Origin of the sequence: Gemmatimonas sp., assembly GCF_036405635.1 — a bacterium.
Classification (GTDB): Bacteria; Gemmatimonadota; Gemmatimonadetes; order Gemmatimonadales; family Gemmatimonadaceae; genus Gemmatimonas.
The window spans coordinates 1-24,724 of record NZ_DASWXE010000030.1 but is presented as its reverse complement, the minus strand read 5'-3'; the positions used below and the strand labels follow the sequence as shown (position 1 = coordinate 24,724).

Annotated in this window: 23 protein-coding genes; 15 read left to right on the top strand and 8 right to left on the bottom strand. The window is 65.3% G+C overall.

Translation table 11 applies throughout. The annotated features are described in order from the left end of the window. Positions 1–49: 49 nt before the first annotated feature. On the bottom strand, positions 50–1,048 hold the full coding sequence (locus tag VGE27_RS01510) for a sigma-70 family RNA polymerase sigma factor (protein ID WP_331047860.1): 999 nt from the start codon (positions 1,046–1,048) through the stop codon (positions 50–52). Positions 1,049–1,133: 85 nt separating this feature from the next. Between VGE27_RS01510 and VGE27_RS01505 the strand changes: the two genes are divergently transcribed. Together VGE27_RS01505 and VGE27_RS01500 are read left to right on the top strand one after the other, a co-directional pair. Beyond that, the gene (locus VGE27_RS01505) at positions 1,134–2,453 is read left to right on the top strand and encodes a metal-dependent hydrolase (protein ID WP_331047859.1); all 1,320 of its coding nucleotides are present in this window, start codon (positions 1,134–1,136) and stop codon (positions 2,451–2,453) included. A 44-nt stretch (positions 2,454–2,497) separates the two neighbouring features. Then, positions 2,498–2,779, top strand: a complete 282-nt coding sequence (locus VGE27_RS01500; RefSeq protein WP_331047858.1) for a putative quinol monooxygenase — start codon at positions 2,498–2,500, stop codon at positions 2,777–2,779. 77 nt (positions 2,780–2,856) lie between these two features. Here the strand turns inward: VGE27_RS01500 and VGE27_RS01495 are convergent, their stop codons facing one another. Then, positions 2,857–4,464, bottom strand: a complete 1,608-nt coding sequence (locus VGE27_RS01495; protein ID WP_331047857.1) for a serine hydrolase domain-containing protein — start codon at positions 4,462–4,464, stop codon at positions 2,857–2,859. Between the two features lie 203 nt (positions 4,465–4,667). On the opposite strand from VGE27_RS01495, the gene VGE27_RS01490 reads away from it, so the two are divergent. The 10 genes from VGE27_RS01490 to VGE27_RS01445 all read left to right on the top strand — a co-directional run bounded on the left by VGE27_RS01490 (position 4,668) and on the right by VGE27_RS01445 (position 14,105). Then, positions 4,668–5,486, top strand: a complete 819-nt coding sequence (locus tag VGE27_RS01490) for a methylated-DNA--[protein]-cysteine S-methyltransferase (RefSeq protein ID WP_331047856.1) — start codon at positions 4,668–4,670, stop codon at positions 5,484–5,486. A 67-nt stretch (positions 5,487–5,553) separates the two neighbouring features. Beyond that, a complete protein-coding gene (locus VGE27_RS01485; RefSeq protein ID WP_331047855.1) occupies positions 5,554–6,144 on the top strand; it encodes a histidine phosphatase family protein in 591 nt (196 codons plus the stop codon). A 12-nt stretch (positions 6,145–6,156) separates the two neighbouring features. Further along, the gene (locus VGE27_RS01480; RefSeq protein WP_331047854.1) at positions 6,157–6,915 is read left to right on the top strand and encodes a class I SAM-dependent methyltransferase; all 759 of its coding nucleotides are present in this window, start codon (positions 6,157–6,159) and stop codon (positions 6,913–6,915) included. Positions 6,916–6,938: 23 nt separating this feature from the next. Beyond that, positions 6,939–7,466: a molybdopterin adenylyltransferase gene (gene mog / locus VGE27_RS01475; RefSeq protein ID WP_331047853.1), complete on the top strand. Its 528-nt coding sequence runs from the start codon at positions 6,939–6,941 to the stop codon at positions 7,464–7,466. Positions 7,467–7,512: 46 nt separating this feature from the next. Further along, the gene (locus tag VGE27_RS01470) at positions 7,513–7,710 is read left to right on the top strand and encodes a Trm112 family protein (RefSeq protein ID WP_331047852.1); all 198 of its coding nucleotides are present in this window, start codon (positions 7,513–7,515) and stop codon (positions 7,708–7,710) included. Between the two features lie 8 nt (positions 7,711–7,718). Continuing rightward, entirely contained in the window at positions 7,719–8,903 is a 1,185-nt protein-coding gene (locus tag VGE27_RS01465; protein ID WP_331047851.1) for a cystathionine gamma-lyase, read from the top strand. Then, on the top strand, positions 8,893–10,566 hold the full coding sequence (locus tag VGE27_RS01460; protein WP_331047850.1) for an amidase: 1,674 nt from the start codon (positions 8,893–8,895) through the stop codon (positions 10,564–10,566). The genes VGE27_RS01465 and VGE27_RS01460 overlap by 11 nt, the downstream gene beginning before the upstream one ends. Further along, positions 10,563–10,916, top strand: coding sequence for a hypothetical protein (locus tag VGE27_RS01455; RefSeq protein ID WP_331047849.1), 354 nt, complete (start codon positions 10,563–10,565; stop codon positions 10,914–10,916). Before VGE27_RS01460 ends, VGE27_RS01455 begins: the two co-directional genes overlap by 4 nt. Continuing rightward, complete coding sequence (locus tag VGE27_RS01450) at positions 10,916–12,112, top strand: dipeptidase (RefSeq protein ID WP_331047848.1); 1,197 nt, start codon at positions 10,916–10,918, stop codon at positions 12,110–12,112. The genes VGE27_RS01455 and VGE27_RS01450 overlap by 1 nt, the downstream gene beginning before the upstream one ends. A gap of 115 nt (positions 12,113–12,227) precedes the next feature. Next, a complete protein-coding gene (locus tag VGE27_RS01445) occupies positions 12,228–14,105 on the top strand; it encodes a serine/threonine-protein kinase (protein WP_331047847.1) in 1,878 nt (625 codons plus the stop codon). A 175-nt stretch (positions 14,106–14,280) separates the two neighbouring features. Here the strand turns inward: VGE27_RS01445 and VGE27_RS01440 are convergent, their stop codons facing one another. The 3 genes from VGE27_RS01440 to VGE27_RS01430 form a co-directional block, all read right to left on the bottom strand. Then, positions 14,281–15,657, bottom strand: coding sequence for a hypothetical protein (locus VGE27_RS01440; protein ID WP_331047846.1), 1,377 nt, complete (start codon positions 15,655–15,657; stop codon positions 14,281–14,283). Positions 15,658–15,691: 34 nt separating this feature from the next. Then, positions 15,692–16,990 carry a transporter gene (locus VGE27_RS01435; protein WP_331047845.1) on the bottom strand — a complete coding sequence of 433 codons (1,299 nt, stop codon included), beginning with the start codon at positions 16,988–16,990 and terminating at the stop codon, positions 15,692–15,694. Between the two features lie 98 nt (positions 16,991–17,088). Next, positions 17,089–18,231, bottom strand: a complete 1,143-nt coding sequence (locus tag VGE27_RS01430; protein ID WP_345787961.1) for an amidohydrolase — start codon at positions 18,229–18,231, stop codon at positions 17,089–17,091. A 173-nt stretch (positions 18,232–18,404) separates the two neighbouring features. On the opposite strand from VGE27_RS01430, the gene VGE27_RS01425 reads away from it, so the two are divergent. Then, on the top strand, positions 18,405–19,070 hold the full coding sequence (locus VGE27_RS01425) for a hypothetical protein (RefSeq protein WP_331047843.1): 666 nt from the start codon (positions 18,405–18,407) through the stop codon (positions 19,068–19,070). A gap of 160 nt (positions 19,071–19,230) precedes the next feature. Here VGE27_RS01425 and VGE27_RS01420 read toward each other — a convergent pair whose 3' ends face one another. Continuing rightward, a complete protein-coding gene (locus VGE27_RS01420; RefSeq protein WP_331047842.1) occupies positions 19,231–19,626 on the bottom strand; it encodes a luciferase family protein in 396 nt (131 codons plus the stop codon). Positions 19,627–19,817: 191 nt separating this feature from the next. Continuing rightward, positions 19,818–22,040: a glutamine synthetase III gene (locus tag VGE27_RS01415; protein ID WP_331047841.1), complete on the bottom strand. Its 2,223-nt coding sequence runs from the start codon at positions 22,038–22,040 to the stop codon at positions 19,818–19,820. A 344-nt stretch (positions 22,041–22,384) separates the two neighbouring features. Between VGE27_RS01415 and VGE27_RS01410 the strand changes: the two genes are divergently transcribed. Further along, positions 22,385–22,951: a hypothetical protein gene (locus tag VGE27_RS01410; protein WP_331047840.1), complete on the top strand. Its 567-nt coding sequence runs from the start codon at positions 22,385–22,387 to the stop codon at positions 22,949–22,951. Positions 22,952–23,013: 62 nt separating this feature from the next. After that, a complete protein-coding gene (locus VGE27_RS01405; protein ID WP_331047839.1) occupies positions 23,014–23,601 on the top strand; it encodes a hypothetical protein in 588 nt (195 codons plus the stop codon). Between the two features lie 27 nt (positions 23,602–23,628). Here VGE27_RS01405 and VGE27_RS01400 read toward each other — a convergent pair whose 3' ends face one another. After that, positions 23,629–24,408: an acetoin reductase gene (locus tag VGE27_RS01400; RefSeq protein ID WP_331047838.1), complete on the bottom strand. Its 780-nt coding sequence runs from the start codon at positions 24,406–24,408 to the stop codon at positions 23,629–23,631. Between the last annotated feature and the right edge of the window lie 316 nt (positions 24,409–24,724).

Here is a 24,724-nt window from a genome sequence, read left to right as displayed (position 1 = left end):
AATCATCGGTGCCGCTGAATCCGATGTGAAATGGTCAGCCGTGACATGGTCAATCCAGGCGCATCGGCAGGCCGAACCGTGGAAACAGCGTCTCCACGTCCAGGAAGTAGGTCAGGCCCTTGATGCGGTCGCCGTCGAGCTCGAGCACGATCAGCGCCCAGGGCGTGGCGCCCCCGTCCCGATACTGCGCAAAGGCCGGCGCCCCTGACGCCCAGGTGGGCACCAGTTTCGAGCCGCGGCACCCCGCACCCGGCCCCAGCATCCAGCTGCTGATGTCGGCGTGGCCTTCCAGCCACAGATCGAAGGGTGGCATGCAGAGTGTGGCGTCTTCGCGCAGCAGCGTGGTGAGGCGCGGCACATCATACGCCGTGAACGCATCCGTGAACTGATCGACGAGCTGTCGCTGTTCTGCACTCAATGCCTGCGTGGCGGCCGCGCTGCCACTCGAGAGTGCCACGATGCGATCGAGCTGCTCCGCGGCGCGCCGTTCGGCCAACGTGGCACGCGCGCGCTGCAGGGCGCTGTTCACCGCGGCGGTGGACATGTCGAGCGATTCGGCCACTTCGGCGGCCGACCAGTTGAGTACCTGCGTGAGCAACAGTGCTGCGCGCTGACGTGGTGGCAGGTGCTGCAACGCGGCGACAAACGCCAGTCGAATGCTTTCCCGCATCACGGCGTCTTCGTGCGGGTCGCTGTCGGCCGGCATGCTGGCCAGATCAGGAATGGGCTCCAGCCAGTGAGTGCGGGGCTGCTTGCGCAGCTCCGATGTGAGACTGCCGCGCGGCCCTTCGTCGGTGGGCATGACGCGCGGAGCGCGGTCGGCCAGCGCATCAAGGCACACGTTGGTCGCGATGCGATGCAGCCAGGTGGGCACCGCCGAACGACCGTCGAAACGTTCCCGGGCTTTCCACGCCCGCAGCATGGTTTCCTGCACCGCGTCCTCGGCATCGGTGATGGAGCCAAGCATACGGTAGCAGTGACCCGTGAGGGTGGAGCGGTAGATGTCGAAGTCGTTCATGGTGCACTGATACTCGGATGTTGCCCGCATGGTGTCCAGCGGCGGCTACGGGCGAGTGCCGAGTGGTGGGCAGATCGCTATCATACCGTGACCACTTACCCGACTTCGCCAGAACTTGGACAACGTCACTCACGCGCTGGCCGGCATGTTGCTGGCCGATGCCACCATCTCCCTGGTGACGAAGCGCACGCGTACCACGGTGCCCGACCGATTCCGTCGGGCCGCTGTGGTGCTGGGCATTACGGCCGCCGAGCTGCCCGACATCGATGTGCTGTACGCCGGCTCGCCGCTGCGCATGGGCCCGTTGGGATATCTGCTGCACCACCGTGGGCACACCCACACGATTCTGTGGGCACTGATCGGGGCGGTGCTCATCTGGATGGCCGCGCGCTGGTGGTATCGTCGTTCCCCAGATCCGGGCGAACAGCAGTGGTTCGCCACGCACGGCGCCACACCGTTGTTGGTGCTCGCCATGGTGGGCACGCTGTCGCACATCCTGCTGGATTTTACCAACAGCTACGGTGTGCATCCGTTCTGGCCGCTGGACGATCATTGGTACTACGGCGACGCGGTATTCATCGTCGAGCCATGGCTCTGGGTGGCGGCCATTCCGGCGCTGCTCTGGCGTCCGCGGGCGATGGCGGGCCGTCTCATTCTCGCGCTGTTGCTGGTGATCATTCTTGCGGCCGCATGGCGTATCGGCGAAGTGGCGCGGCCCGTGGCAATGGCGCTCACCGTGTTCGCCGTGCTGTGGGTGCTCGCGCAACGCATGTTCAGCAACAATGTGCGCACGGCCACAGGTGTGGCAGCCTGGGCCACCGTGACGCTCGTGTTCTTTGCGGCATCACGCTCCGCCGAGGCATCGATCGCCGAGCGCGTGCTCAACACCAAGGCACCGACGATGACCGGAGCTGCGGTGGCTGGTACTCTCAAGGATGTGGTGCTCACGCCATCGGCCGGTGACCCGACTTGTTGGTCGGCGATGGCGGTGAGTACGGACGGGCAGTTCTATCGCCTGACCACTGCCGTCGTTGCACCGTTTCCGTCGGCTCGCACGGTGGAAGATTGTCAGCGGGCCTATCCGGCGGCACGCCTGCAGGGGGACCCGCTGGAGGTACTCCGGGCGTCCACCACACTCGTGCCCTTTGACTCGAGTGCTGCGGTGCGCTGGCGCCGCACCTGGGCGGTGCCGCGCTCGGAGATGGTCGCGTTGGCCGACGAGCGCTGCGAGTTTGTTGGGGCACTGCGCTTCATGCGCACGCCGGTGTGGGCCGAGGATGCCAACGGCACGCTCACGATTTCCGATGCGCGCTACGGCGTGGGCAACGGGTTTGCGACTGTGACCCTCCCCGGCTGGCCGCATGATTGTACACTGACGCGTGCGTGGATTCCGCCCTGGGATCCGCCGCGCAGCGACATGCTGTTTGCCGACTGATTCCCTTCCTGCTGGACCACGCACTCGAACCATCGGAGCACACGATGTACGGACTGATCGGCAGGATGTTGTCGGTGGACGGCCAGCGCGACGCGTTGATCGACCTGATGCTCGAGGGCACCGGCGACATGCCCGGGTGCGTGAGCTATGTGGTCGCGCGCGACCCCAAGGATCCCAACGGCATCTGGATCACCGAGGTGTGGGACACACAGGAGCAGCATCTGGCATCGCTCAAGCTGCCCGCGGTGCAGGCCACGATTGCCAAGGCCCGCCCCATCATTGCGGGATTTGCCGAGCGGTTCGAGACCGAGCCCGTGCTCCGCTGAATACCTGCGATGCACAAAGCCCCCGCCGCACTGCACCACATGCAGGCGACGGGGGCTTTGTCATGTCACTTCGTGTGCTACTGCTTGCGGCACACCGGTCCGGGCACGGCCTGTCGATCGACCGGAATGCTCATCACGGTGAATTGCTGGATGCGGGCCGGCTCTGTGGGGGCGAGTGTGATGCCCACCTGTAGCGCGCCATTGGCACAGCGCATCTTCCAGACACCGCGCAACGCGTTCTCCACCCACATCGCGCCCTCCGGCTGGCAGTTGCCCCCGGCCGCATTCACCAAGCGTGCAATCTCGGCGGCGCGGCGTGGTGCGGATTCATCGCGAAACAGGTTCATCGCCGCCACGCTGTCGGCGAGCGGCTGCTCCCAACGCTGCACGAGACGGATGGCCTTGGCGTGCATGTCGGCCAGTACCGGTGACGGCTGCACGGCTCGCGGAACGAGACTTCCCGCCTCCGCCAGCACCTCCAGCGCCTGGTCGATGGGCGGTCCCCACCCCGTGTACGTGAGATTGCCAAGCGCCACGATGCCGACGCCATGCTCAGGGAGCCAGCGCATCTGGGAGCCAAAGCCCGGCAGGCCACCGGAGTGCGCGACGATGTGATTGAACAGGCAGTTCTGCGTGATGCGGAGACCGAATCCGTAGCCACCGGTGGACAGGTTGATGTTGCCGCCCTGCAGGACCGCGCTGCTGCCGGCAAAACGCCACGACTGCTGCATCTCCCGCAGCGACGAACGCTTGAGTACCGGTGACTCCGCGCCATCGCGCGCCGGCCACGCGCTCAGCATAAGGCCCACCCATCGGCTCAGGTCTGCGCTGGAGGTGAGCATGCCGCCCATCGCGCCAAAGGACCCGTCGGGAAGCGGCGCTTCTTCCAGCCACTGGCCATCCTGCAGGCGATACCCGTGTGCGAGGCGCGCGGCAGGCACATCGCGGGACTGCATGGTGGTGGACGTCATGCCCAGCGGACGCAGCACCTTGTCGCGAATGTAGGTGGCGTACGGCTGTCCGGACACGTTCTGCACGATGCGTCCGAGAATGGCAAATCCGTAGTTGGAATACTCGTACGCCACGCCCGGCACGTTCGAGAGCGGAATGCCCTGTCGGATCATCTGTCCGAGCTCGGCATCGGTGCGGTCGAGCTGCTGATCGCCCCAGGGATTGTCTTCGGGAAAACCCGCCGAGTGCGACATCAGGTGACGCACCGTGATGCGCGGGGCATCGGTGGTCGGATACTTGAGGGTGCGCAACTCCGGCACGTACTTCTCGGCTGGGTCATCCAGCGACAGTTTGCCGGCGTCGCGCAGCTGCAGGATGGCCACAGCCGTGAAGCTCTTCGTCATGGACGCGATGCGAAACACCGTGCTGGTGTCGACGGCGGCACGCGAAGGCACCTCGCGCAACCCCATCGCTGCGACGTGTTGCAGACGACCGTCGACCACGATGCCGTACGCGATGCCCGGGACACGATTGCGGTCCATGAACGCCCGCATGAGGCTGTCGATGCGTGGCACCGCGCGCTGGATGCGGGCAAGGCGCTCAGGGTCGGCGAAGCGCGCCGGCGGGGCCACGCTCGATTGCGCGGACGCGCCGGCAGGCAACAGGAGCAGCGTACACGTCGTTGCGGCGGCACGGACGCGAGCGCGCAGTCGGGAGGCGGAGGTTGGTCGCATCACCTGATCTGCCACCGACGCGCGCCGCCGTCAATGAAAATGCGCATCGCAAGATTCGGAGCGCGCGGCCATTGGGGCACGCATTGGTTTCGGTCATGATCGCGGCCACATTTCTCCTGACTGCCAACGCCATGACATCTTCCCGCCGTTCGTCCCCGCCTGCCGTTCGTCCGGCCGCGCCGTCACCTGATGTTGCGGCGCGCATGCACAGGGTCGCCGAGCACATCGCGGCACACGCCGATGCGCCGTTGCCGCTGGCAGCACTCGCGCGCGAGGCCGGGATGAGCGCGACGCATCTGCAGCGCACGTTCACGCAGGTGATCGGCGTCAGTCCCAAGGCGTATCAGTCGGCGCAGCGTCTCGAACGCTTCAAGCGGCGACTGCGCGACGGAGAAGCCGTGCTCGATGCCACGTTCGGTGCCGGCTACGGCAGCACCAGTCGCGTCTACGAACAGGTCACCGGCGGACTTGGCATGACGCCCTCGGCGTACCGCAGCGGCGGTGCAGGCGAGATCATCACCTACGCCGTGCGCGAGACCGGACTGGGGCTGCTGCTCATGGCGGCCACGGCACGGGGCGTATGTCTTGTGGAGTTCGGCGAGAGCGAAGCCGCGCTGGTGGAACGCTTGGGAGCGGAGTTTCCGCAGGCCACACTCGAGCCGGCTGGTGAGGCGGCCCGCGCGCCGCTGGACGCCTGGATGGCGGCGCTCGATGCGCACATGGTGGAAGGCGCTCCCCGGCCCGAGCTACCGCTGGATGTGCGGGGTACCGCGTTTCAGGTCAAGGTGTGGCGTTTTCTCATGCACCTGAAGCCCGGCGAGGTGGTGAGCTATACCGAACTTGCCGCCGGTATCGGTCATCCGCGCGCGGTGCGGGCCGTGGGCACGGCCTGTGGCGCCAATCGCATCGCGGTGCTCATTCCTTGTCATCGCGCGCTGCGTGGCGATGGCTCGCTGGGCGGCTATCGCTGGGGGCTCGATCGCAAGCGGGTCCTGCTCGATCGCGAGCGGCGGGCCCGCTGACGGGTAAATTGTTGTCAGGAACCACGGGTGCCGCGTGCCGGCACAATCTGTTGAGGGAGAACCCGAAATGATGACGATGGGATCGATGATGTCGTGGAAGCAGGTGACGCGCGGTGTGGCACTGCTGGGCGTGGTGGGGGCTTTGGTCGCAGTACCCGCCCGGGTCGAAGCGCAGCCATCGCTGGTGATTCTGGTACGTCATGGCGAAAAGCAGCCCACACCCGCCAACGATCCCTCGCTCAGCGAAGCCGGTGTGGCGCGCGCCGAGGCCCTCGAGAAGGCACTGACCGGCGTCACGCCGGGCACCATCGTGGTGTCGGCCACCAAGCGCACGGCCGAAACGGCTGCCGTGGTTGCCAAGCGCACGGGCGTGACGCCCACCGTCATTGCGCTCACCGGCGCGCATGTGAAAAACGTCGCGGACGCGGTCATGAAGACCAGCGGCGTGGTGCTCGTGGTGGGACACAGCAACACCGTCCCGGCCATCGTCACTGCACTCGGTGGAGCCAAGCTGCCCGACCTGTGCGACTCGAGCTATGCGACGATGTTCGTCGTGCAGCCCGCGCGTGATGGACGCCCGACGCAGGTGCTCACCTCATCGTATGGCGCTCCGGACGCTCCTGGCGCCACGACCTGTGCCGCGATGCCGGCGCGCTGACCGGCGCGCGTCGTGTCGGCCGTCCGGGGTGATCATTTCTCCACTGTATCCGCGGGGTACGCGACGTTTCGTCCGCGTTACCCCGCGTCGTTGTTCCGGGCACTCGCCAATGCCGCGCCAGCGCACCGTCTCGCGTGGGACTGCGGTTGCGGGTCCGGGCAGGCAAGTGTGGCGTTGGCCGAATGGTTCGAACAGGTGCACGGCACAGATGTGAGCGCGGCTCAGGTGCAGAACGCCGAGCCGCACCCGCGCGTGACGTACCACGTCGCACCGGCGCAGGACAGCGGGCTCGCGACTGGCAGCGCGGCGCTCATCACGGTGGCGCAGGCCCTGCATTGGTTCGATGTGGACGCGTTCCACGAGGAAGCTACGCGCGTGCTCATGCCGGGCGGCGTGATCGCCGAATGGTCGTATGCGCTGATGACCACGCCCGACCACCCCGCGGTGGGTGACGTGGTGAACGCCCTCGATGCCGAGATGCAGGGTTGGTGGCCGCCCGAACGCCGGCATGTGGACAATCACTACGCCGAATTGGCGTTTCCTTTCACGGCCATCGATATCGGCGCGCACGAGATGTACGCTGACTGGTCTCGGGATCAGCTGTTGGGTTTTCTGGGGACCTGGTCGGCGATCACCCGCTGCCGCGCGGCCCGCAAGACCGACCCGCTGATTGCCTGTGCGGCCGCGTTGGCGGCGGCCTGGCCGGAGACACCCACGGTGCGCATTGTCTGGCCGCTGACCATACGCGTGGGGCGGGTCGCGCACCGGTAAGGCCGGCATGGTAACTTGGAGCGATGATCTCCCTCGGCATCGTCACCATCTCCGACCGCGCCAGCACGGGCGTGTACGAGGACAAGTCCGGCCCTGCCATCCGCGATGTGTACACACGCTGGATTGCGACGCCGTGGCAGGAGGTCTACCGGCTGGTGCCCGATGAACAGCCCGCCATCGAGGCCGCGTTGCGCGAGTTGGCCGACGGGGTGCGCTGTCCACTCATCGTCACCACCGGCGGCACAGGCCCCGCCCCCCGTGACGTGACACCCGAAGCGACGATGGCGGTGTGTGATCGCCTGCTCCCGGGTTTCGGCGAGCAGATGCGCGCCGTGTCGGTGAAAACGGTGCCCACGGCCATTCTGTCACGACAGGTCGCCGGATCGCGTGGTGCGTCGCTGATCATCAATTTGCCGGGCAAGCCGGTGGCCATCGAAGAGTGCCTGCGCGCTGTCTGGCCGGCGGTACCGTACTGCGTGGAACTGTTGGGTGGGCCGCGCCTCGCTTTCACCGACGACGCACCCCGTCATCACCGTCCGACGTCCTCGTGATGCGGGCCGACTGCGCGACTTGTTGTCACTCTCACCGCTGCGTCCCATGAGTCTTTCCCCTGCGTTGCTCGAGATTCTCGTGTGTCCCAAGAGCAAGGCACCGCTCGAGTATCACGTCGGCCCGCCGGAAGTGCTGGTGTGCCGTGAAAGCCAGTTGGTGTACCGCGTCGAAGACGGTGTGCCCGTGATGCTGATCGAAGAAGCCGAGCCGCTGGACGAAACACGCTATCCGCGTAAGGGCTGATAACGCGCATGTCTGAATCTCCTCGACCCGGCACGCCGCAGAACGCGGAGTGGCAGGGTGCCACGCAGGTGGTGCGTGCCGGACTGCCCGATGTCGTGCCGGGCACGCCGTATCTCCCGGGGCCGGTGTTTGCGGCGCCCTATCACGCGCCCGGTGATCCCACGCAGTCGCCGTTCACGTACGGGCGGTTCGACAATCCGACGTGGAAGGGATACGAGTCCGCGTTGGCGTCGCTCGAAGGTGGCCCGTGTGTGCTGTTTCCGAGTGGCATGGCCGCGACGGCTGCGGTATTGGCCACGCTGGTGCCGCCTGGTGGCACGGTGCTGATGGCCGCGGAGTGCTACTACACCACGCGTGTAATGGCCACACAGCCATTTGCCGGTGGATGGTTTGCGTCGCAGGGCATGCAGGTGCTGCAGGCGCCCACCGCCAACGATGGCATTCTGCGCGCGCTCGAAGCGCGCAACGAGCCGCTGGCCATGGTGTGGCTGGAGTCGCCCACCAATCCCCAACTCGATGTGTGCGATATCGCCGCCATTGCGGCGCGCGCGCACGCGTTGGGCGCCATCGTGGTGGTGGACAACACCACCGTCACGCCGCTGCTGCAGCAGCCGCTCGCACTTGGCGCCGACGTGTGCGTGGTGTCGGACACCAAGGCGATGACGGGACATGGCGACATCGTACTCGGACATGTGGCCGTGCGGGATGCCGCCCATGTCGACGCGCTGCGGATGTGGCGGACGCGCATGGGCGTGATCCCCGGGCCGATGGAAGCGTGGCTGGCCCATCGTTCGCTGGGCACGCTGCACGTGCGACTCATGCAGCAGTGTCGCTCGGCGCAGGTGGTGGCGGAGTTTCTCGCCGAACGGGCGCGCAATGGCGTGGGTGTGACAGGGGTGCGCTATCCAGGGCTGCAGGACGACCCGTCACATGCTCTCGCGGCACGCCAGATGTCGCACTTCGGTTGTGTGATCAGCTTCGAGCTGCCCAGTGCCGAAGCCGTGACGCGGTTCTTTGCGGCCTCCGAGCTCATTTACGAAGCCACCAGTTTTGGCGGCTTGCACACCAGCGCTGAACGGCGTGCGCGGTGGGGTGGTGATGCGGTGAGCGAAGGATTCATCCGGCTCAGTGTGGGCCTCGAAGATGTGAACGATCTCGTGCGCGATCTCGCGCGGGCACTCGATGCGATCTGACCGATCCGAACGCGAAGCAAGCAGCGCCATCGACCGTCGCCGTTTCATGGCGGCGGCAGGATTGACCACACTGGCTGCGGTGACGGGTGTGGCCTGTGCTGGTGATGCACCGCCGTCTCAGGGCACAGCGGGCACCACGCCCAATGCGAGTGGCGACGGTCAGCCTTCGTTTGCGCACAACGAAGCCACGATCTCGTCGCTGCAGGAGCAAATGCAGCGTGGCACGCTCACGTCCAAGGCGCTCACCGAGGCGTATCTCGCGCGCATCGCCGCGGTCGATGCATCGGGACCGACATTGCGCAGCGTGCTCGAGACCAACCCCGATGCGCTCGCGATCGCCGAGGAGCGGGACGTCGAGCGCAAGGCCGGAAAAGTGCGCGGCCCGCTGCATGGGATTCCGGTGTTGGTGAAGGACAATCTCGACACCGCCGATCGCATGCAGACCACCGCGGGCTCGCTGGCTCTCGTGGGCAAGCCGGCGCAGCGCGATGCGCATGTGGTGACCAGGCTGCGCGAAGCCGGCGCGGTGATCATCGGCAAGACCAACCTGAGCGAGTGGGCCAACTTCCGCTCCACGCGTTCGTCGAGTGGTTGGAGCGGACGCGGTGGGCAGGTGAAGCACCCCTATGCGCTCGATCGCAATCCGTGTGGCTCGAGCTCCGGGACCGGAACGGCCATCGCGGCCAACCTGGCCACCGTGGGCATCGGCACCGAGACCGACGGGTCCATCATCTGTCCCAGCTCCATCTGCGGACTCGTGGGCCTCAAGCCCACCGTGGGTCTCGTCAGTCGCACCGGTATCATCCCCATCTCGGCCACGCAGGACACCGCCGGCCCGATGACACGCACCGTGTCCGATGCGGCAGCGCTGCTGCAGGCCATCGTCGGAACCGATGCACAGGATGCCGCGACCAGCGCCGCGCCGGCCACCGCGCCTGACTACACGGCCGCACTCGTGAAAGGCGCACTCAAGGGCGCACGCATCGGTGTGGGCCGCAATCTCGCCGGCTTCAATGGCGCCGCCGATGCGGCTTTCAACAAGGCCATCGACACGCTGCGCGCCGCCGGCGCCATCATCGTGGACCCGGCGAACGTGGCCACGGTGGGCAAGTACGATGACGCCGAACTGCAGGTGCTGCTGTACGAGTTCAAGGACGGCTTGAATCGCTACCTCGCCTCACGTGGCGACACGGTGGCGCACAAGACACTCTCGGCGCTCATCGCGTACAACCGCGAACACGCCGACAAGGAAATGCCGTGGTTCGCGCAGGAGCTGTTCGAGCAGGCCGAGGCCAAGGGCACGCTGGACGATGCGGCCTATCGGAGCGCGCTCGAGTTGTGCCGGCGCTTCGCACGTGAGCAGGGACTCGATGCGCTGTTCCGCGAGCACCAGCTCGATGCCCTCGTGGCGCCGTCCAATGGACCGTCGTGGGTGACCGATCATGTGAACGGCGACAAGTACAGCGGTGGTAACTCGTCGGTGGCCGCCGTGTCGGGCTATCCCTCGCTCACGGTACCCATGGGATACGTACACGAGCTGCCACTGGGCATCAGCTTCATCGGTCTCGCCTGGAGCGAGGCGAAGCTGCTGGGTTATGGGTATGACTTCGAACAACAGACTGCGGCACGACGGGCGCCGAAGTTCCTGAGGACGGTGGAATGAGTGAGGGGACAACGAGCGGACGTCCGCCGGTGGCGGCGCTGTTCACGCTGGTGATGGCGCTGGTGATCGGATTTGTGGCATGGCGCATGTTCAGTGCGGCGGCCGATGTGGGTGTGCAGCGTCTCGCCCGCATCGACACGGTGCGCGCCTGGTGCCAGGGTTTTTATGCGCAAGCGCAGACGCGCAATGACACCATGCGGGTGGACCGCGCGGCGTTGCCGGATACCATCGATCCCAAGTCCAGCAGTGCGATCGATCGCTGCGGTGATCTGCGCAGCGAAGATCCCGGCACGCCACCACCCAATCCACGGGAGATGAACGGTCAGGAAATGCCACGAGGGCTCCGTTGATGATGACGACCCGCGCGGGCTCACGCTGGAAGCGTGTGGGGCTGGGTGTGCTGGTGTTCGCCGCCGCGGCCCTGGTGATCTTTCATCTGGTGGTGCCGCGCGTCGTCGACAGTCAGATGAATACGGTGGTGAGCACCACGCTGCCGCCCGTGTCACCACAGGCCGCCGCCTTGCACCGGACGCTGTTCGTGGCCGATCTGCACGCCGACGAATTGTTGTGGGGCCGTGACTTGCTCGAGCGGGTGAAGCGTGGACATGTGGACTTGCCGCGCCTGCAGGAAGCCCACGTGGCGCTGCAGGTGTTCAGTGCGGTGACGAAGACCCCGCGCGGCATGAACTACGACCAGAACACGGGCGAGACGGACAACATCACGCTGCTTGCCATGGCGCAGCGGTGGCCGAGCGAAACGCGCACCAGCCTGCGGGCGCGGGCGCTGTATCAGGCGGAGCGGTTGCAGGATGCCGTGCTGCGATCGCAGGGACAGCTCACGCTGATCACGTCGCGTGATTCACTGGCGGCGTTTGCCGATCGACGCCGTGGTGACCCCGCTCAGGTTGGGGCGTTGCTTGCCATCGAAGGCTTGCACGCTCTCGACGGAAAGCTCGAAAGCGTCGACGTGCTCTTCGGCGCGGGCTATCGCATGATGGGTCTGGTCCACTTTTTCGACAATGAAGTGGCCGGCAGTGCGCACGGCGTCACGCACGGTGGCCTGACGCCACTGGGACGTCAGGTGGTGCAGCGCATGGAAGCACTCGGCATCATCGTCGATCTGGCGCATTCCTCGCAGCAGACGATCAGCGAAGTGCTGGCCATGGCGACGCGCCCGGTGGTGGTGTCGCACACCGGCGTGGCGGCCACCTGCGCCGGTCCGCGCAACCTGACCGATGACCAATTGCGGGCCATCGCCGCCAATGGTGGCCTGATAGGAATCGGCTACTGGGACGGGGCCGTATGCGAGCCGACATTGGAGAACATCGTGAAAGCAATCCAGCACGCGGTGTCGGTGATGGGCGTACAGCACGTGGCGCTGGGCTCGGATTTCGACGGGGCGACTCGTACACCCTTCGATACACGCGGTGTTCTGGTTATCACCGATGGGCTGCTCAAGGCGGGGATGACGCCCGATCAGGTGGCCCGCGTGATGGGACGAAACACCCTGGAGTTTCTGTTTCGGGGCCTGCCGGCCGCGCAATAGCACGCCTTGCGCCCCAGACGGGAGCAGGCAAGTTGACTGTTGTGCTCGTCATTCGTCATTCGGATGAGCGAATTCTGCTGTCGCGCCACATGCCGCACCTGTCCGATCCCTCCGCATGACCCTGCCCACGACGCCGAACGAACCGATTGCGATCGGGAAGTACCAGATCCTCGACCTGGCCGGTGAAGGAGCCATGGGCGCGGTGTATCGCGCGCGCGATACCGTGCTCAATCGACTGGTCGCGATCAAGGTCATGAATGCGACGATCGCGCGGGATCAGAGCCTGCGCGATCGCTTTCTGCGCGAGGCGCAGTCGGCCGGTTCGCTGCAGCACCCGAACGTGGTCACCATCTACGATTTCGGCGAACTCGATGGCCACCTGTTCATCGCCATGGAGTACGTCGAGGGCAAGGACCTCGAGACGCTGTTGGCCGAGCCGCATGGCCTGACGCTGCAGGCGCGGCTCGAAATCATGATCGATGTGCTGGCGGGTTTGGCGTATGCGCACCAGCACGGCATTGTGCACCGCGATCTCAAGCCGGCGAACATTCGGGTCACGCCGGAGCCGCGCGGCAAGTTGATGGACTTTGGCGTCGCGCATCTCGAGTCCCAGAAGATGACGCAGACCGGTGTCATGATCGGCACGCCGAACTACATGGCGCCGGAATACATCTCCGGTAAGCCGGTGACGGCATCGAGCGACATCTTCTCGATGGGCGCCGTACTCTACGAAGTGCTGACGGGCCAGAAGCCGTTCCTGGGTGATACGCTGCATGCGCTGCTGTTCAGCGTTGTGCAAAACGATCCCGCTCCACCGAGCGAGATCAAGTCAGGATTGCCGCGCGCGCTCGATGCTGTGGTGATGAAGGCGATGGCCAAGGATCCCGCGGCGCGTTATGAGTCGGCCATCGAGATGGCGCAGGCGCTCACGGCGGTACGTGCGTCGTTGAGCGGTGCGCCGTACAACGATTCACTGGCGCTCAGTCAGACGTTGGCGCACAAGGTGGCGGCGAAGGGTGCTGATGTGGCGCGTGAAGCGGCTGCGCGTGAGGCCGCGTCTGCCGCACGCAATCGCACACTGCCACCTCCCGCCACCGCACCAGCGTCAGCGCCGGCCAACAAGACCGGTCGCCTGCTCGTGTCAGGCATCGCGGCCGTGGGCGTGCTCGCCGTGGCAGGTTTTGCATTCATGCGAAGCTCAGGTGGCGCGGCAGAAGCCGAGGCTGACGCGGTCATCGCGCAGGCCGACGCGCCCTCGACGGGTGCGAATGCCAACGCCACTCCGAATGCTGCCTCCAGCGCCACGACCGGTGCATCCGATGCGGCAGTGAGCGCATCGAACGGTGCGCCGACCAGCGGCACATCATCGAATGGTGCGGTTGCATCGCCCGTGTCCGAGCCTCCACGTTCGAACACGGCGACTGCGTCAGCGACCCAAGGCCGTGCGCCGGTCACGCCTCCGCAGACACAAGCGCGGGCCGGGGTCAACACGACGCCATCGTCTTCCGGCAGTGCACCGGGATCTGCTGGCGCCGCGCCGTCGACGAATGCCCCCGCTGTGCAGCCGGCACCCGTTCAGCAGGCACCCAGCACGCCTGCGGTGGTGGAGCCGACGGTCACCGCACCGCCCACCAGCGCGCCTGTCGCAGCTCCCGTCGTCGAAGCACGCTCGTCGCAGAACGAGCTGCGGGACCTCATCGCGAGATATGCGCGGGCCATCTCGTCACGCGACATCAACTCGGTGCGCGCCGCCTACCCCGGCATCTCGCGCGATCAGCAGCAAGGCTTCGAACGTTTCTTCTCGTCCACGAAGTCGCTCACCGCGTCACTCATCCTGGGCGGGCTCGAAGTGCATGACCGCACCGCCGACGGCCGTGTGACCGGCACCTACGAGTTCATCGGTGGCAGCGGCCGCAAGGAAGTGCAAATGGTCTCCTTCCGCGCCCAGTTCGAGCGCGATGGCGACAACTGGCGCCTGACCAGCGTGCGCTGAAGGAAAACGTCGACGCCGCACAAAATCGCAGCACACACATATGGAAAAAGCAGGACGATCCCAAAGCGCGCACCACTCTCGCGCCACCGGAATCGTCCTGCTTTTTTCCCTCCCATCATGCCGTTATCGCGCCCGCAGGGCGCCCGTCAGACCTCTGATCTCTCAACCGGTATGATCAGAAGGAGTACTCGAGCCCCATCGTCCAGAGCTGATTGGCACGCATGCCACCGCGGTTCAGCGGCAGCAGCGCATTCGTCACGACGATCACGTTGCGCGAGGCCAGGAACTTGAAGCCGAATGACCCGTTGATCAGGTCGTCGCGAATGTCCGGAATCGACGTCGGGTTCACGCTGCGACGATAGGGTGAATCGAAGAAGATCGGCTGCGGCAACACCAGCTTGCTCGCGCCCACCTGGAACTCGCTCACGATATCCACCGCCAGCGTGACCTTGGGGCCCAGCAGGTGATCGAAACCCGCCGTAGCCAGCACCGAGTGGTTCTGCGTCTCGTCCGCGCGATACAGGAAGCCGGCGTTCACGTGCGGAGAGAAGTCACCGAAGCGCGATGACATGATGGCCTGGCTGCGTAGCGCAAAGCGACCCTGACCCAGCAGGTCTTCCACGTCTCCCGTGGGAAAACGGGCGTCAGCCAGAAACGCGATGGCCGTATTCTGCGACTGAAAGGCATTCACCTTGAGACGCGCCGCCACGTCGCCGATGCCGAACGTATTGCCCTTGGTCGTCTTCGTGGCTTGCAGCACCGGATCGGTGGGCGTGCCCGAGAAGAAGTGGGCCGCCGATGTGCCACCGAATGGACTGATCTGCGCGAAGCTCGTGCCGGTGAATGACGTCTGCTGCAGCGGGACCACCACGCCAAAGTCGATGCGGTCGGTGATGCCGAACGTCGTGTAGAACGACGTCACGTCCACCGCGATGTTGAGGTCGAGATTGAAGCTCATCGACTCGTTCTCCAGCACCGGCACGCCATACTTGCTGCAATCCTGCCCGCCCTGTTCGGCGTCGCAGCCGTCGTAGTCCACGTTTTCGTGCGTGAACACGAGACCCACGTCGGACAGCGGTCGTCCGCGCAGCGTCGAGAACTTGAACGTGCTGCGGTTCACGCCGGTCAGCACTCGGCCGCGGCCCAGCGTCTGACCGCGTTCGGCGAAGATCGGGCCGGCCGAGGTCGCCGTGCTTACCGGCACGCCACCTTCAAAGCGGAACGTCTCACCGCTCGTGGTGGCGCCGATCGGCACATTGGACACCGACGCCGCCAGCGCGCTGCTGATGAAGCCGATGATGGAACCGTTCTCCGCCTGCGACGACGGAATGAAGTGCGTGCCGTGCGCGCGCACGCTGGCCGGATTGGACGACGTGGCAGAACCGGCCAGGAACAGCGGCTCTTCGCCATCACCGAAGATGAAGAGCTGCGAGATGCGGTCGCGCAGGCGCTGCGCGTGCGCAGTGGCCGGAAGCGCAGCGATCGTCATGGCCGAAGCCAGGGCGATGGTCAGCGCAGACGTGTTTCGCGGAAGGAGCCTGGGGCGGCGCATGGAGGGTGCGTGGAGGGCAGTGGAGGATCGGATTTCAGAACGCGTATTCGACACCCAGCGTCCAGGTGTAGGGCGCACGCATACCGCCTGAATTGAGCGGCACCATGGCATTCGTGACCAGCATGAGACCGCGCGTCGGCGCGAACTTGAGGCCCACCGATCCGTTGATCAGGTCATCACGGATGTCGGGAATGGACGTCGGGTTCACGATGCGACGGAAGGGCGCGTCGAAGGTGACAGGGCCAGGCAATTCCAGCAAGTCTCCGCCGACCTGAAATTCACTCACCAGGTCGAGTGCAAGAGTCACCTTGGGGCCCAGCAGGTGATCGAATCCCGCCGTGGCCATCACCGCATGATTGCGCGCCTCCCCAGCCCGATAGAGAAATCCGGTGTTGAGGTGCGGCGAGAAGGCGCCGAATCGCGACGAGATGATGGCCTGGCTGCGCAGGACGAAGTGGCCGAGTCCAAGCAGATCGTCCACGTCACCGGTGGGGAAGCGGGCGTCGGCGATGAGGGCCACGGCGCTGTTCTCGGTGGAGAACGCGTTCACCTTGAGGCGGGCGGCCATGTCACCCACGCCAAAGGCCCGTCCGCGCGACATGCTCGTCGCCTGCAGCACGGGGTTGGTCGGCGTGCCCGCGAAGTAGTGTGTGGCCGGTCCGTTGCCGTGAATCTCGATCTGCGCGGCATTGGTGCCCTGAAAGGACACCTGCTGCATGGGGATGACGATGCCGAAGTCGACCCGATTGGTGAGCCCGATGGTCGTGTAGAACGTGGTGACGTCCACCGCGAGATCGAGGTCGAGCGAAAAGCGCGTCAGGTCGTTCTCGTAGCCCGGCACACCGTACTGCGTGCAATCCTTGCCACCCTGCTCAGCGTCGCAGCCCGGGTAGTCGACGTTTTCGTGCAGGAATGCCAGTCCGATGTCGGACATCGGCTTGCCGCGCAGCGACGTGAATCGGAAGCTGCTGCGATTGAGTCCGGCGAGCATGCGACCACGCCCCAGCGTCTGCCCGCGCTCGGCGAAGATGGGGCCGGCCGACGTGGCGGTGCTGACGGGGATGCCCCCTTCGAAGCGAAATGTCTCGCCGCTGGTGGTGGCGCCAATGGGGATATTGGCCACGGCATTGGCCATCGTGCTGCCGAGAAAACCGATCGCGGCGGCGCCGGAGAGGTCGGGTGCGGTGATGATGTGCGAGCCATGCTGGTGCACGCCGCCCGGCGAGGAAGAGGCCGAGGGATCGCCGAACATGAAGAGTTGGGCAATGCGATCACGCAGTCGCTGCGCCTCCGCGCCCGATGGCGTGGCGACGACGACAACGGCAAGGCACATCAGCAACACATAACGGCGCATTGGTCCGGGCGGTGAGAGGCACATCGACCACCGATGTGCCTCCGCGCGCGCGGAACAACTGGCCGGTGGATGCAGACTTACGGGTTCGTAAGAAGGTCGAGTGAGGCGGCCGTGAGGTAACGCAATCCGATCGCCAATGACGCCTCATCAATCTGGAAGCGCGGGTGATGATGTGGATACATGATCCCCGCGGCTTCATTTCGCGCTCCGACAAAGGCGAATACGCCCGGTGCACGCTGCTGATAGGCCGAGAAATCCTCACCGCCCATCGACGGACGCATGTCGACGAGCGTGTCCATGCCGAAGGTGTCCTCAACGACAGTGGCAAGGCGCGCCGTGAGAGCCGGATCGTTCACCACCGGACGGTAGCCCAGCTCGTAACCGAATTCATATGTGGCGCCAAACGCCGATGTGATACCGGCAATGATGCGTTCCATCTGCGCGGGAATCCCGGCCCGCAGCGCTGCGTCGAAGGTGCGCACCGTGCCCGCGAGATAGGCCGAACCCGGGATGACATTGAAAGCCGTGCCGGCGATGAACTGCGTGACCGACAGGACCACGGGATCGAGCGGGTCGACGGTGCGCGATACCACCTGCTGCAACGCCGTCACGAGCTGCGCGCCGATGGCGATGGGATCGACCGTTTCGTGCGGTGCTGCGGCGTGACCACCACGTCCGACGATGGTGCACTGGAAGGTGTCTGGCGCGGCCATGGCGGGCCCGGAGATGAGCCCGATGCGACCCACCGGCATTGGTGACCAGAGATGCAGTCCGATCACCTGCTGCACGCCGTTCATCACCCCCTGCTGCACCAATTCTTCGGCGCCGCCCGGTGAGAGTTCCTCGGCATGCTGGAAGATGAAACGCACCGTGCCGTGCAGCGCCTGTCGGTGGCGAGCCAGCAGCGTGGCGAGCGCGAGGACGATGGCGGTGTGCCCGTCGTGGCCGCAGGCATGCATGACACCTTCGGCGCGCGACCGATATTCGACCTCGTTCTGCTCCAGGATGGGCAGCGCATCGATGTCAGCGCGCACCGCGATGGTGGGGCCGGTGAGCTGGCCTCGCAGTTCGGCCAGCACGCTGGTGCGCGTCGGACGGGATACCGAGAGCCCCTCGATTGCCGACAGCACATCGAAGATGGTCTGTGACGTGCGCACCTCCTCGAACGCGACTTCCGGATGCATGTGCAGGTGTCGACGCCAGGTCACCACCTGGGGCATGAGGGCGTCGATTTCGTCCTGCAGGAACTCCTGACGGAGGGGCAGATGGTGGGCGGCGGCCTCAGTCGTGCCGGGGTGACTGGCGTCGATTGGGGTGACGTGACTCGTCATCGGGTCCTCCGGGAAATCGCGACGGATGTAACCGTGGCGCGGTCGGGCGCGTAAGATCCTGTATGGCTCTCCTGCAAGCTACCACGACGCCGGCCGCACCACCGGCACCCCAGCCGCCCTCGGCCGTTACGGTGGGCGGGGCCACGATCCAGTTGGACAACCGGCCGCTGACTGCCGCTGACGCAGCCGCGTTGAAGGCGCGTCGGTCCGAGCTGTCCAATCAGCTCAATTCGGCTCAGGGACGGCGCGAGGACATGGTGAAGGAGCTGCGCACCAGTCCGGAGGGCATTGCCCGCACGGGCGTCGAACAGCGCCTCGCGGTGCTCGACGAGCGCATTGTACAGATCGAAAAGGATATCGCGGCCAATGGCCGTGAACTCGCCCGGGCGCCGCTTTCGCGTGCCGAGACGCAGGAGCCGCCACGCATCGGAGGTTTTCTGACATCAGGCCAGGTCACCGGCATCTCCATCGTGTTCACCGTCACGGTGCTGATGCCCATCGCAATGGCGTATGCGCGTTCTATCATGCGTCGCGCCAGTCAGCCAAAGCCGGCACCGCAGGTGCTCGAAAGCGCCGCCCGCCTCGAGCGCATGGAGCAGGCCATCGACACCATCGCGGTCGAAGTGGAGCGCATCTCCGAAGGCCAGCGCTTTGTCACGCAACTGATGGCCCCCAGGCCGCAGCAGGACTCGGTGCTGGTCGGCGAACGGCACGAGGTGCCGCGCTAAGGGAACAGCGGGGGGAACACGGATTGCACAGATTCCAATAAGAAAAGCACAGATACCGCATGACGAAGATGCACGGGATTCCGTGATATCACCGCCGCTGTATCTGTGCTTTTGTTCTTTCAATCTGCGTGATCTGTGTTCGTCCCGCTGTACCAGCAGCTCAAGCCGGCAAGTCGTCCACACTGCGATCCGCCAGCAGTGACGCGCGGCCGAGCACCTGATTCATGGGAGGCTTGAGCACATTGCCGCAGAGTCGATCATAGTTGAGTCGAAACAGCTCGACAGCTGCGGGTACATCGTGTTCGCTGCGAATGCGAAAACTGATCCACCCCGAATGCGGCAGCGTGTGATGTGCCGATGCGCGACCAGCGGCCACGAGATCGCGGCGCATGCGCACCGATACGAGAAGGTCGGCCACGTTGCCGACATGCACATGACCGATCTCGCGTTTGCCAACGCGATACTCGACACCACCGAAGCGGTGGGGCAGGACCTCCACGCCATCCCACTGACGCACGATCTCGGTGACGGTTGCACCGTAGTCAGTCGTTGCCACGCTCTCCTCCAGACACTCGCGGATGGAGAGAGCATGAAGCGCGTTGGCGACGTTCGCAAGCCAGAACACGCGCAACGTTACCTGTGTCGTGATCCATCACACGCGGCGACGTCCGCAAACGACAACACCCCGCGCCGACACGAAGTCGACGCGGGGTGTTGGGTGAGCCTGACAAGTATGCAGCGCCCGGATCAGACCGGGAAGAGCATCTCGCGATAACGCGGCAACGGCCAGAACTCATCCGCAATGGAGAGTTCGAGCGCATCACTCGTCTCACGCACTTCCTCCATCGTCTCGCAGCCGGTGCTCGTGAGGTACACGGCCTGCGCGTCGAGGTCGTCGTGCATCGCTTCCGCCTTGGCGATCACCTTGGCCAGTTCGGCCCGCTTCTTCTGCGCGGCCGCTGCCAGCTTGGAGGTCGCGTTCGCCGCGTCGACGATGGGCTGCATATTGATACCAGCGGTCGCACCCTGACCCGCCGCGCCAGCGAGCTGCGCGATGTACGCGTACGCCGCCGGCAACACCTGCGTGTCGATCATCTGCTGCAACGTGTGCAGCTCGATGAGGATGTCCTTCACGTAGCGCTCGAGGCGCACATGGTAGCGGCTTTCGAGTTCGACGTCCGTGAGGATGCCCGTGCTCTTGAACAGTTCCTTGGCGGAGTCGGTCTTGAGCTGCGCCATCGCCTCGGGGGTGCGGCGCAGATTGAGCAGACCACGGCTCTTGGCTTCCACCACCCATTCGTCGGAGTAGTTGTTGCCTTCGAAGCGCACCGCGGTGGTTTCCTTGAACGCCTTGCGCACGACCTTGAGTACGGCGTCGTCCGTGCTCTTGGCCGTCTTGATTTCCTTCGCCAGTGCTTCCGTCAGCTCGATGACCGCTTCAGCCACACCGGCCTGCAGCAGCATGACGGGGAACGCGATGCTCTGCGAACCACCCACCGCGCGGAACTCGAACTTCGCGCCCGTGAAGGCAAACGGCGACGTGCGGTTGCGGTCGGTGTTGTCCTGCTCCACTTCCGGCAGCTTCGCCACGCCCAGCTTCAGCATCGCCTGCTCGGCGTTCGTCGGCGACGTCTTGCCACCGGCGATGTCTTCGATGACCTGCGTGAGGCCCTTGCCCAGGAACGCCGAGATGATGGCCGGCGGTGCTTCGTTGGCACCGAGACGGTGCTCGTTGCCCGATGTGGCAATGCCCGCGCGCAGCAGACCGGCATGCTTGTGCACACCCTTCAGCACGGCCGCGAGGATGATCAGGAAGCGCAGGTTCTGGTGCGGCGTCTTGCCCGGCTTGAGCAGGTTCGTGCCGTCGAGGTTGTTGTCCGACGTGATCGCCAGCGACCAGTTGCAGTGCTTGCCCGATCCGTTGATGCCGGCAAACGGCTTCTCGTGCACGATGGCCTGCAACCCATGACGCAGTGCGACCTTGCGCAGCACGGCCATGGTCAGGTGGTTGTGATCGACGGCGATGTCGGAGTCTTCGAAGATCGGCGCCATTTCGAACTGCGACGGCGCGACTTCGTTGTGACGCGTGACGATGGGCACGCCGAGCTTGTAGAGCTCGTGCTCCACTTCGCTGATGCAAGCCTGCACGCGCTCAGGGATGCCACCGAAGTAGTGGTCCTCGAGCTGCTGGCCACGTGGCGGCGGCGCGCCGACGAGCGAGCGGTTGGCCATCACCAGGTCGGGGCGCAGCGCAAAGTGCGCGCGGTCGATGAGGAAGAACTCCTGCTCCACGCCGAGCGTGGTGTTCACGCGCAGCACGCCGGTGTCGCCCATGAGCTCGAGGAGCTTGATGGTCGCCGCGGAGAGTACGTCGGAGCTGCGGAGCAGCGGCGTCATCTCGTCGAGTGCTTCACCGTTGTAGCCGATGAAGACGGACGGGATGCAGAGGTACTTCACGCCACCCGTCTCGCTGATGAACACCGGCGATCCCGGATTCCACGCCGTGTAGCCGCGCGCTTCCCACGTCGCGCGCAGCCCGCCCGACGGGAACGACGAGGCGTCCGGTTCCGACTGAATGAGCTGCTCGCCGGTGAACGTCTCCATCGGCAGCTTGTTTTCGTCGAAGTTCAGGAACGCGTCATGCTTTTCCGCCGTGAGGCCCGTCTGCGGCTGGAACCAGTGCGTGAAGTGCGTGACACCACGCGACAGCGCCCACTCCTTGATGACCTGCGCGACAACCGGCGCGATTTCGGAGTCGAGCTTTTTGCCGAGGCGGATGGAGGCGGCGAGCTTCTTGTAGACGTCCTTCGGGAGCTTGGCGCGCATGTCGCGCAGCCCGAAGGTGTTCATCCCGAACCACACGCTGGTGGGCTGCTGCACACCGTTGGAGTCAGGGCGCGTGGTGATGCGAACCGGGCGATGCGTGACTTCGCGCATGGCTGCGCTGCGCGAACGATTGTTGGTCGACATGGGCGTAGGGCTGTGGTTCCGACGGCTGTAAATCCGGTGTCACCGGTTTCGTGCAATTCGGGAAGAAATATGGCGACATATGATCGTGAACCCAATTCCACCCGCGATAATTGACGACAATCTGTGCACAAATCGCACAAAGTCCGGTGCGCTCTCGGCAATGTGACGGGTTTTACGAACAAAAGCCGAATATAGCAGGTGAAATCCGGGCACTTTTGTCCGCTGTTGGCCCGGTCCTGCGCCACAAACGGATCAGGCGGCGTGCGGTACATCGCACCAACCGGCCTTGTCGCCCGAATCCCCGGTGGTAGTCTGAAGGCGTGTATCACACACTGCCCTGCCTCATGACCCGACTCGGCGTACTCACCACCGTCGCACTTGTCACCGTCGCCTGCGGAGGCGACACAAAGGCCGCCGACAGCACGGTCGCCGTCGCGCAGCTGCCGCCTGTGGCCAGGCCGCTCACGCCCAGCGACTCCGCCTGCCCCAAAGACGGTACCTGGAAGGGGTGCGCACTCGAGGACCGCATCAACAAGGCGGGCATTCCCATCAAGGTGCTCGACACGATTCGGGTGCCCTACTTCGCCGAACCCGGTGTGCGCTACCGCATCGGACGGGTGGCCACCATGGCAGCCTTCTACTTCCCCGACTCGGCCGCCGGGGCCAAGGCCACGGAAAAGCTGCATCGCATTCGCATGACGCCGCCCGACGACTCGATCGGTGCGTGGCCTGCGCCGCCGTTCGAAGGCGTGCGGTCGGCCAATCTCATTGCCGTGCTGTTCGACGTGAACGGCACGCAGGCGGAACGGGTGCGTCTCGCCATTACTGCCGGCGCGCCGCAGCCGGCCAGCGCAATGCCGCCGGTGCCGTCGGGTGCGCAGAAACTGCCCCCCGCACCGCCCGCTCGTTGACCAGTTACAGTTTGCGCAGGTGCCGGCGCGCTCTTGGCGCGGCCGCCATTGGTGTATTGGCTGTGGCGCCAGGGGAGCTTCGCGCACAGACCACCACGGACACACCCGCTGTTCCCGGGCCGGCCGCTTCGTCTGACAGTGCGGCCCCCGATCCGCACGCCACCCGCAATCGCTATCTGCTGATGGCAGCCGGCGCGGTCGGCGCGTCGACATTCAACCAGGCAACCGCCATGCCGGTGCAGTGGAAGCGCACCTGGTATGGATATGGCTCGCGCCTCGCCGATCAGGTGGGGTTTGCCGCTGTTGAGGAGTCGATGCGCCTAGGGCTCCTGGCGGCGATGCCATGGAAGGGCGTGGCGATGACCTGCCCCGGTGCGCGTCGGTCATCCGGGCACGGATTCTTTCGGCGCGTCGGCGCGGCAGGTACGTGCGGTGTGGTGAACACGCTCGTCGTGCGCAATGCCGACGGTGCACGTCGGCCCAACCTGCCGCTGATGGGCGCCATCGTCGGTGCGACGGCGCTCAGCCTCACGTGGCGTCCGGAGCGTGTCGATGCTGGCAAGGGCCAGATGTTCGTGGTCACGCGCGTCGGCTTCGTATCCGGCAGTACGGCGCTCAAGTCCGCCTACTCGGAGTTCACGGCCCGCTGAGGCACCGTGAACTCCGGCCACATACGATCAGCGGTAGACGATGCCGCCGTCGGTGAGGATGGCCTGTCCCGTGATGTAGTCTGAATCGGAACCCGCCAGGAAGGACACGAGCGACGCCACATCGTCCGGCGTCTGCGCGCGACCGAGTGCGATGCCTTCCACGTACTTCTTGTAGGTCTCGCCCTTCTTCGCACCGGTGAGGGCCGCGAAGCGTTCGTCGATCTCCACCCACATGTCGGTGCCGACGATGCCGGGGCAGTACGCGTTCACCGTGATGCCAGCGCTGGCGTACTCTTTCGCGGCGGCCTGTGTGAGACCACGCACGGCGAACTTGGTGGCCGAATACACGCCCAGCATCGCGAAGCCATCATGGCCGGCAATGGACGCTGCGTTGATGATCTTGCCCTTCTGTTTGCGCGCCTGGAACTTCGCTGCCGCCGCCTGGATGCCCCAGAGCACGCCGTCGACGTTGATGCGGAAAATGCGATCGACCTCTTCCGGCGTGACCTCGGAAATCGGGTTCACCTGCGCGATGCCGGCGTTGTTCACGATCACGTCGAAGCCGCCGAGTGCCTGTTCGGCCTTGTCGATGGCGGCGTAGACATCGTCGCGCTTGCTGATGTCGGCCGTGATGGTAACCGTCTTGCGGCCCAGGGCCTCGATTTCGGCGGCGACGCCCGCGAGGCGATCGGCTTTGAGGTCGACCAGCGCGATGTCGGCGCCGTCCTTGGCGAGACGCAGCGTGATGCCGCGGCCAATGCCCTGCGCCGCGCCGGTGACCAGAACCACCTTCCCTTCAATGGACATGTACAGCTCTCCTGTTGAGTGGGTATCTCAACACTAAGAGATATTGCATGTCGAAACAACCATTGGTAAACAAATCATCAACAGAGATTGCTGAACGTTGACACCTGCGCCCCATTGCATGGGTCCCCAGAGAACCTCCGGAGAGCAGCATGGATGAATCATCACAAGTGCTTGTGAATACGCCACTTGCCAGTCTGTCCGACATACAGATGGCGGCTCGGGCTTGCATGTCGCCGATGGCCTTCGAATACGTGAGCGGCGGCGCTGGCGACGAATGCACCCTGACCTGGAACGAGCAGGACTGGAACGCGGTGCG

Bases quoted from the DNA above. Each gene is read 5' to 3' on its own strand.
- VGE27_RS01510 (WP_331047860.1), bottom strand. From the start codon at position 1,048: ATGCGGGCAACATCCGAGTATCAGTGCACCATGAACGACTTCGACATC.
- VGE27_RS01500 (WP_331047858.1), top strand. From the start codon at position 2,498: ATGTACGGACTGATCGGCAGGATGTTGTCGGTGGACGGCCAGCGCGAC.
- VGE27_RS01495 (WP_331047857.1), bottom strand. From the start codon at position 4,464: ATGCGACCAACCTCCGCCTCCCGACTGCGCGCTCGCGTCCGTGCCGCC.
- VGE27_RS01490 (WP_331047856.1), top strand. From the start codon at position 4,668: ATGCACAGGGTCGCCGAGCACATCGCGGCACACGCCGATGCGCCGTTG.
- VGE27_RS01485 (WP_331047855.1), top strand. From the start codon at position 5,554: ATGATGACGATGGGATCGATGATGTCGTGGAAGCAGGTGACGCGCGGT.
- mog (WP_331047853.1), top strand. From the start codon at position 6,939: ATGATCTCCCTCGGCATCGTCACCATCTCCGACCGCGCCAGCACGGGC.
- VGE27_RS01470 (WP_331047852.1), top strand. From the start codon at position 7,513: ATGAGTCTTTCCCCTGCGTTGCTCGAGATTCTCGTGTGTCCCAAGAGC.
- VGE27_RS01465 (WP_331047851.1), top strand. From the start codon at position 7,719: ATGTCTGAATCTCCTCGACCCGGCACGCCGCAGAACGCGGAGTGGCAG.
- VGE27_RS01460 (WP_331047850.1), top strand. From the start codon at position 8,893: ATGCGATCTGACCGATCCGAACGCGAAGCAAGCAGCGCCATCGACCGT.
- VGE27_RS01455 (WP_331047849.1), top strand. From the start codon at position 10,563: ATGAGTGAGGGGACAACGAGCGGACGTCCGCCGGTGGCGGCGCTGTTC.
- VGE27_RS01450 (WP_331047848.1), top strand. From the start codon at position 10,916: ATGATGACGACCCGCGCGGGCTCACGCTGGAAGCGTGTGGGGCTGGGT.
- VGE27_RS01445 (WP_331047847.1), top strand. From the start codon at position 12,228: ATGACCCTGCCCACGACGCCGAACGAACCGATTGCGATCGGGAAGTAC.
- VGE27_RS01440 (WP_331047846.1), bottom strand. From the start codon at position 15,657: ATGCGCCGCCCCAGGCTCCTTCCGCGAAACACGTCTGCGCTGACCATC.
- VGE27_RS01435 (WP_331047845.1), bottom strand. From the start codon at position 16,990: ATGTGCCTTGCCGTTGTCGTCGTCGCCACGCCATCGGGCGCGGAGGCG.
- VGE27_RS01430 (WP_345787961.1), bottom strand. From the start codon at position 18,231: ATGCCCCAGGTGGTGACCTGGCGTCGACACCTGCACATGCATCCGGAA.
- VGE27_RS01425 (WP_331047843.1), top strand. From the start codon at position 18,405: ATGGCTCTCCTGCAAGCTACCACGACGCCGGCCGCACCACCGGCACCC.
- VGE27_RS01415 (WP_331047841.1), bottom strand. From the start codon at position 22,040: ATGTCGACCAACAATCGTTCGCGCAGCGCAGCCATGCGCGAAGTCACG.
- VGE27_RS01410 (WP_331047840.1), top strand. From the start codon at position 22,385: ATGACCCGACTCGGCGTACTCACCACCGTCGCACTTGTCACCGTCGCC.
- VGE27_RS01400 (WP_331047838.1), bottom strand. From the start codon at position 24,408: ATGTCCATTGAAGGGAAGGTGGTTCTGGTCACCGGCGCGGCGCAGGGC.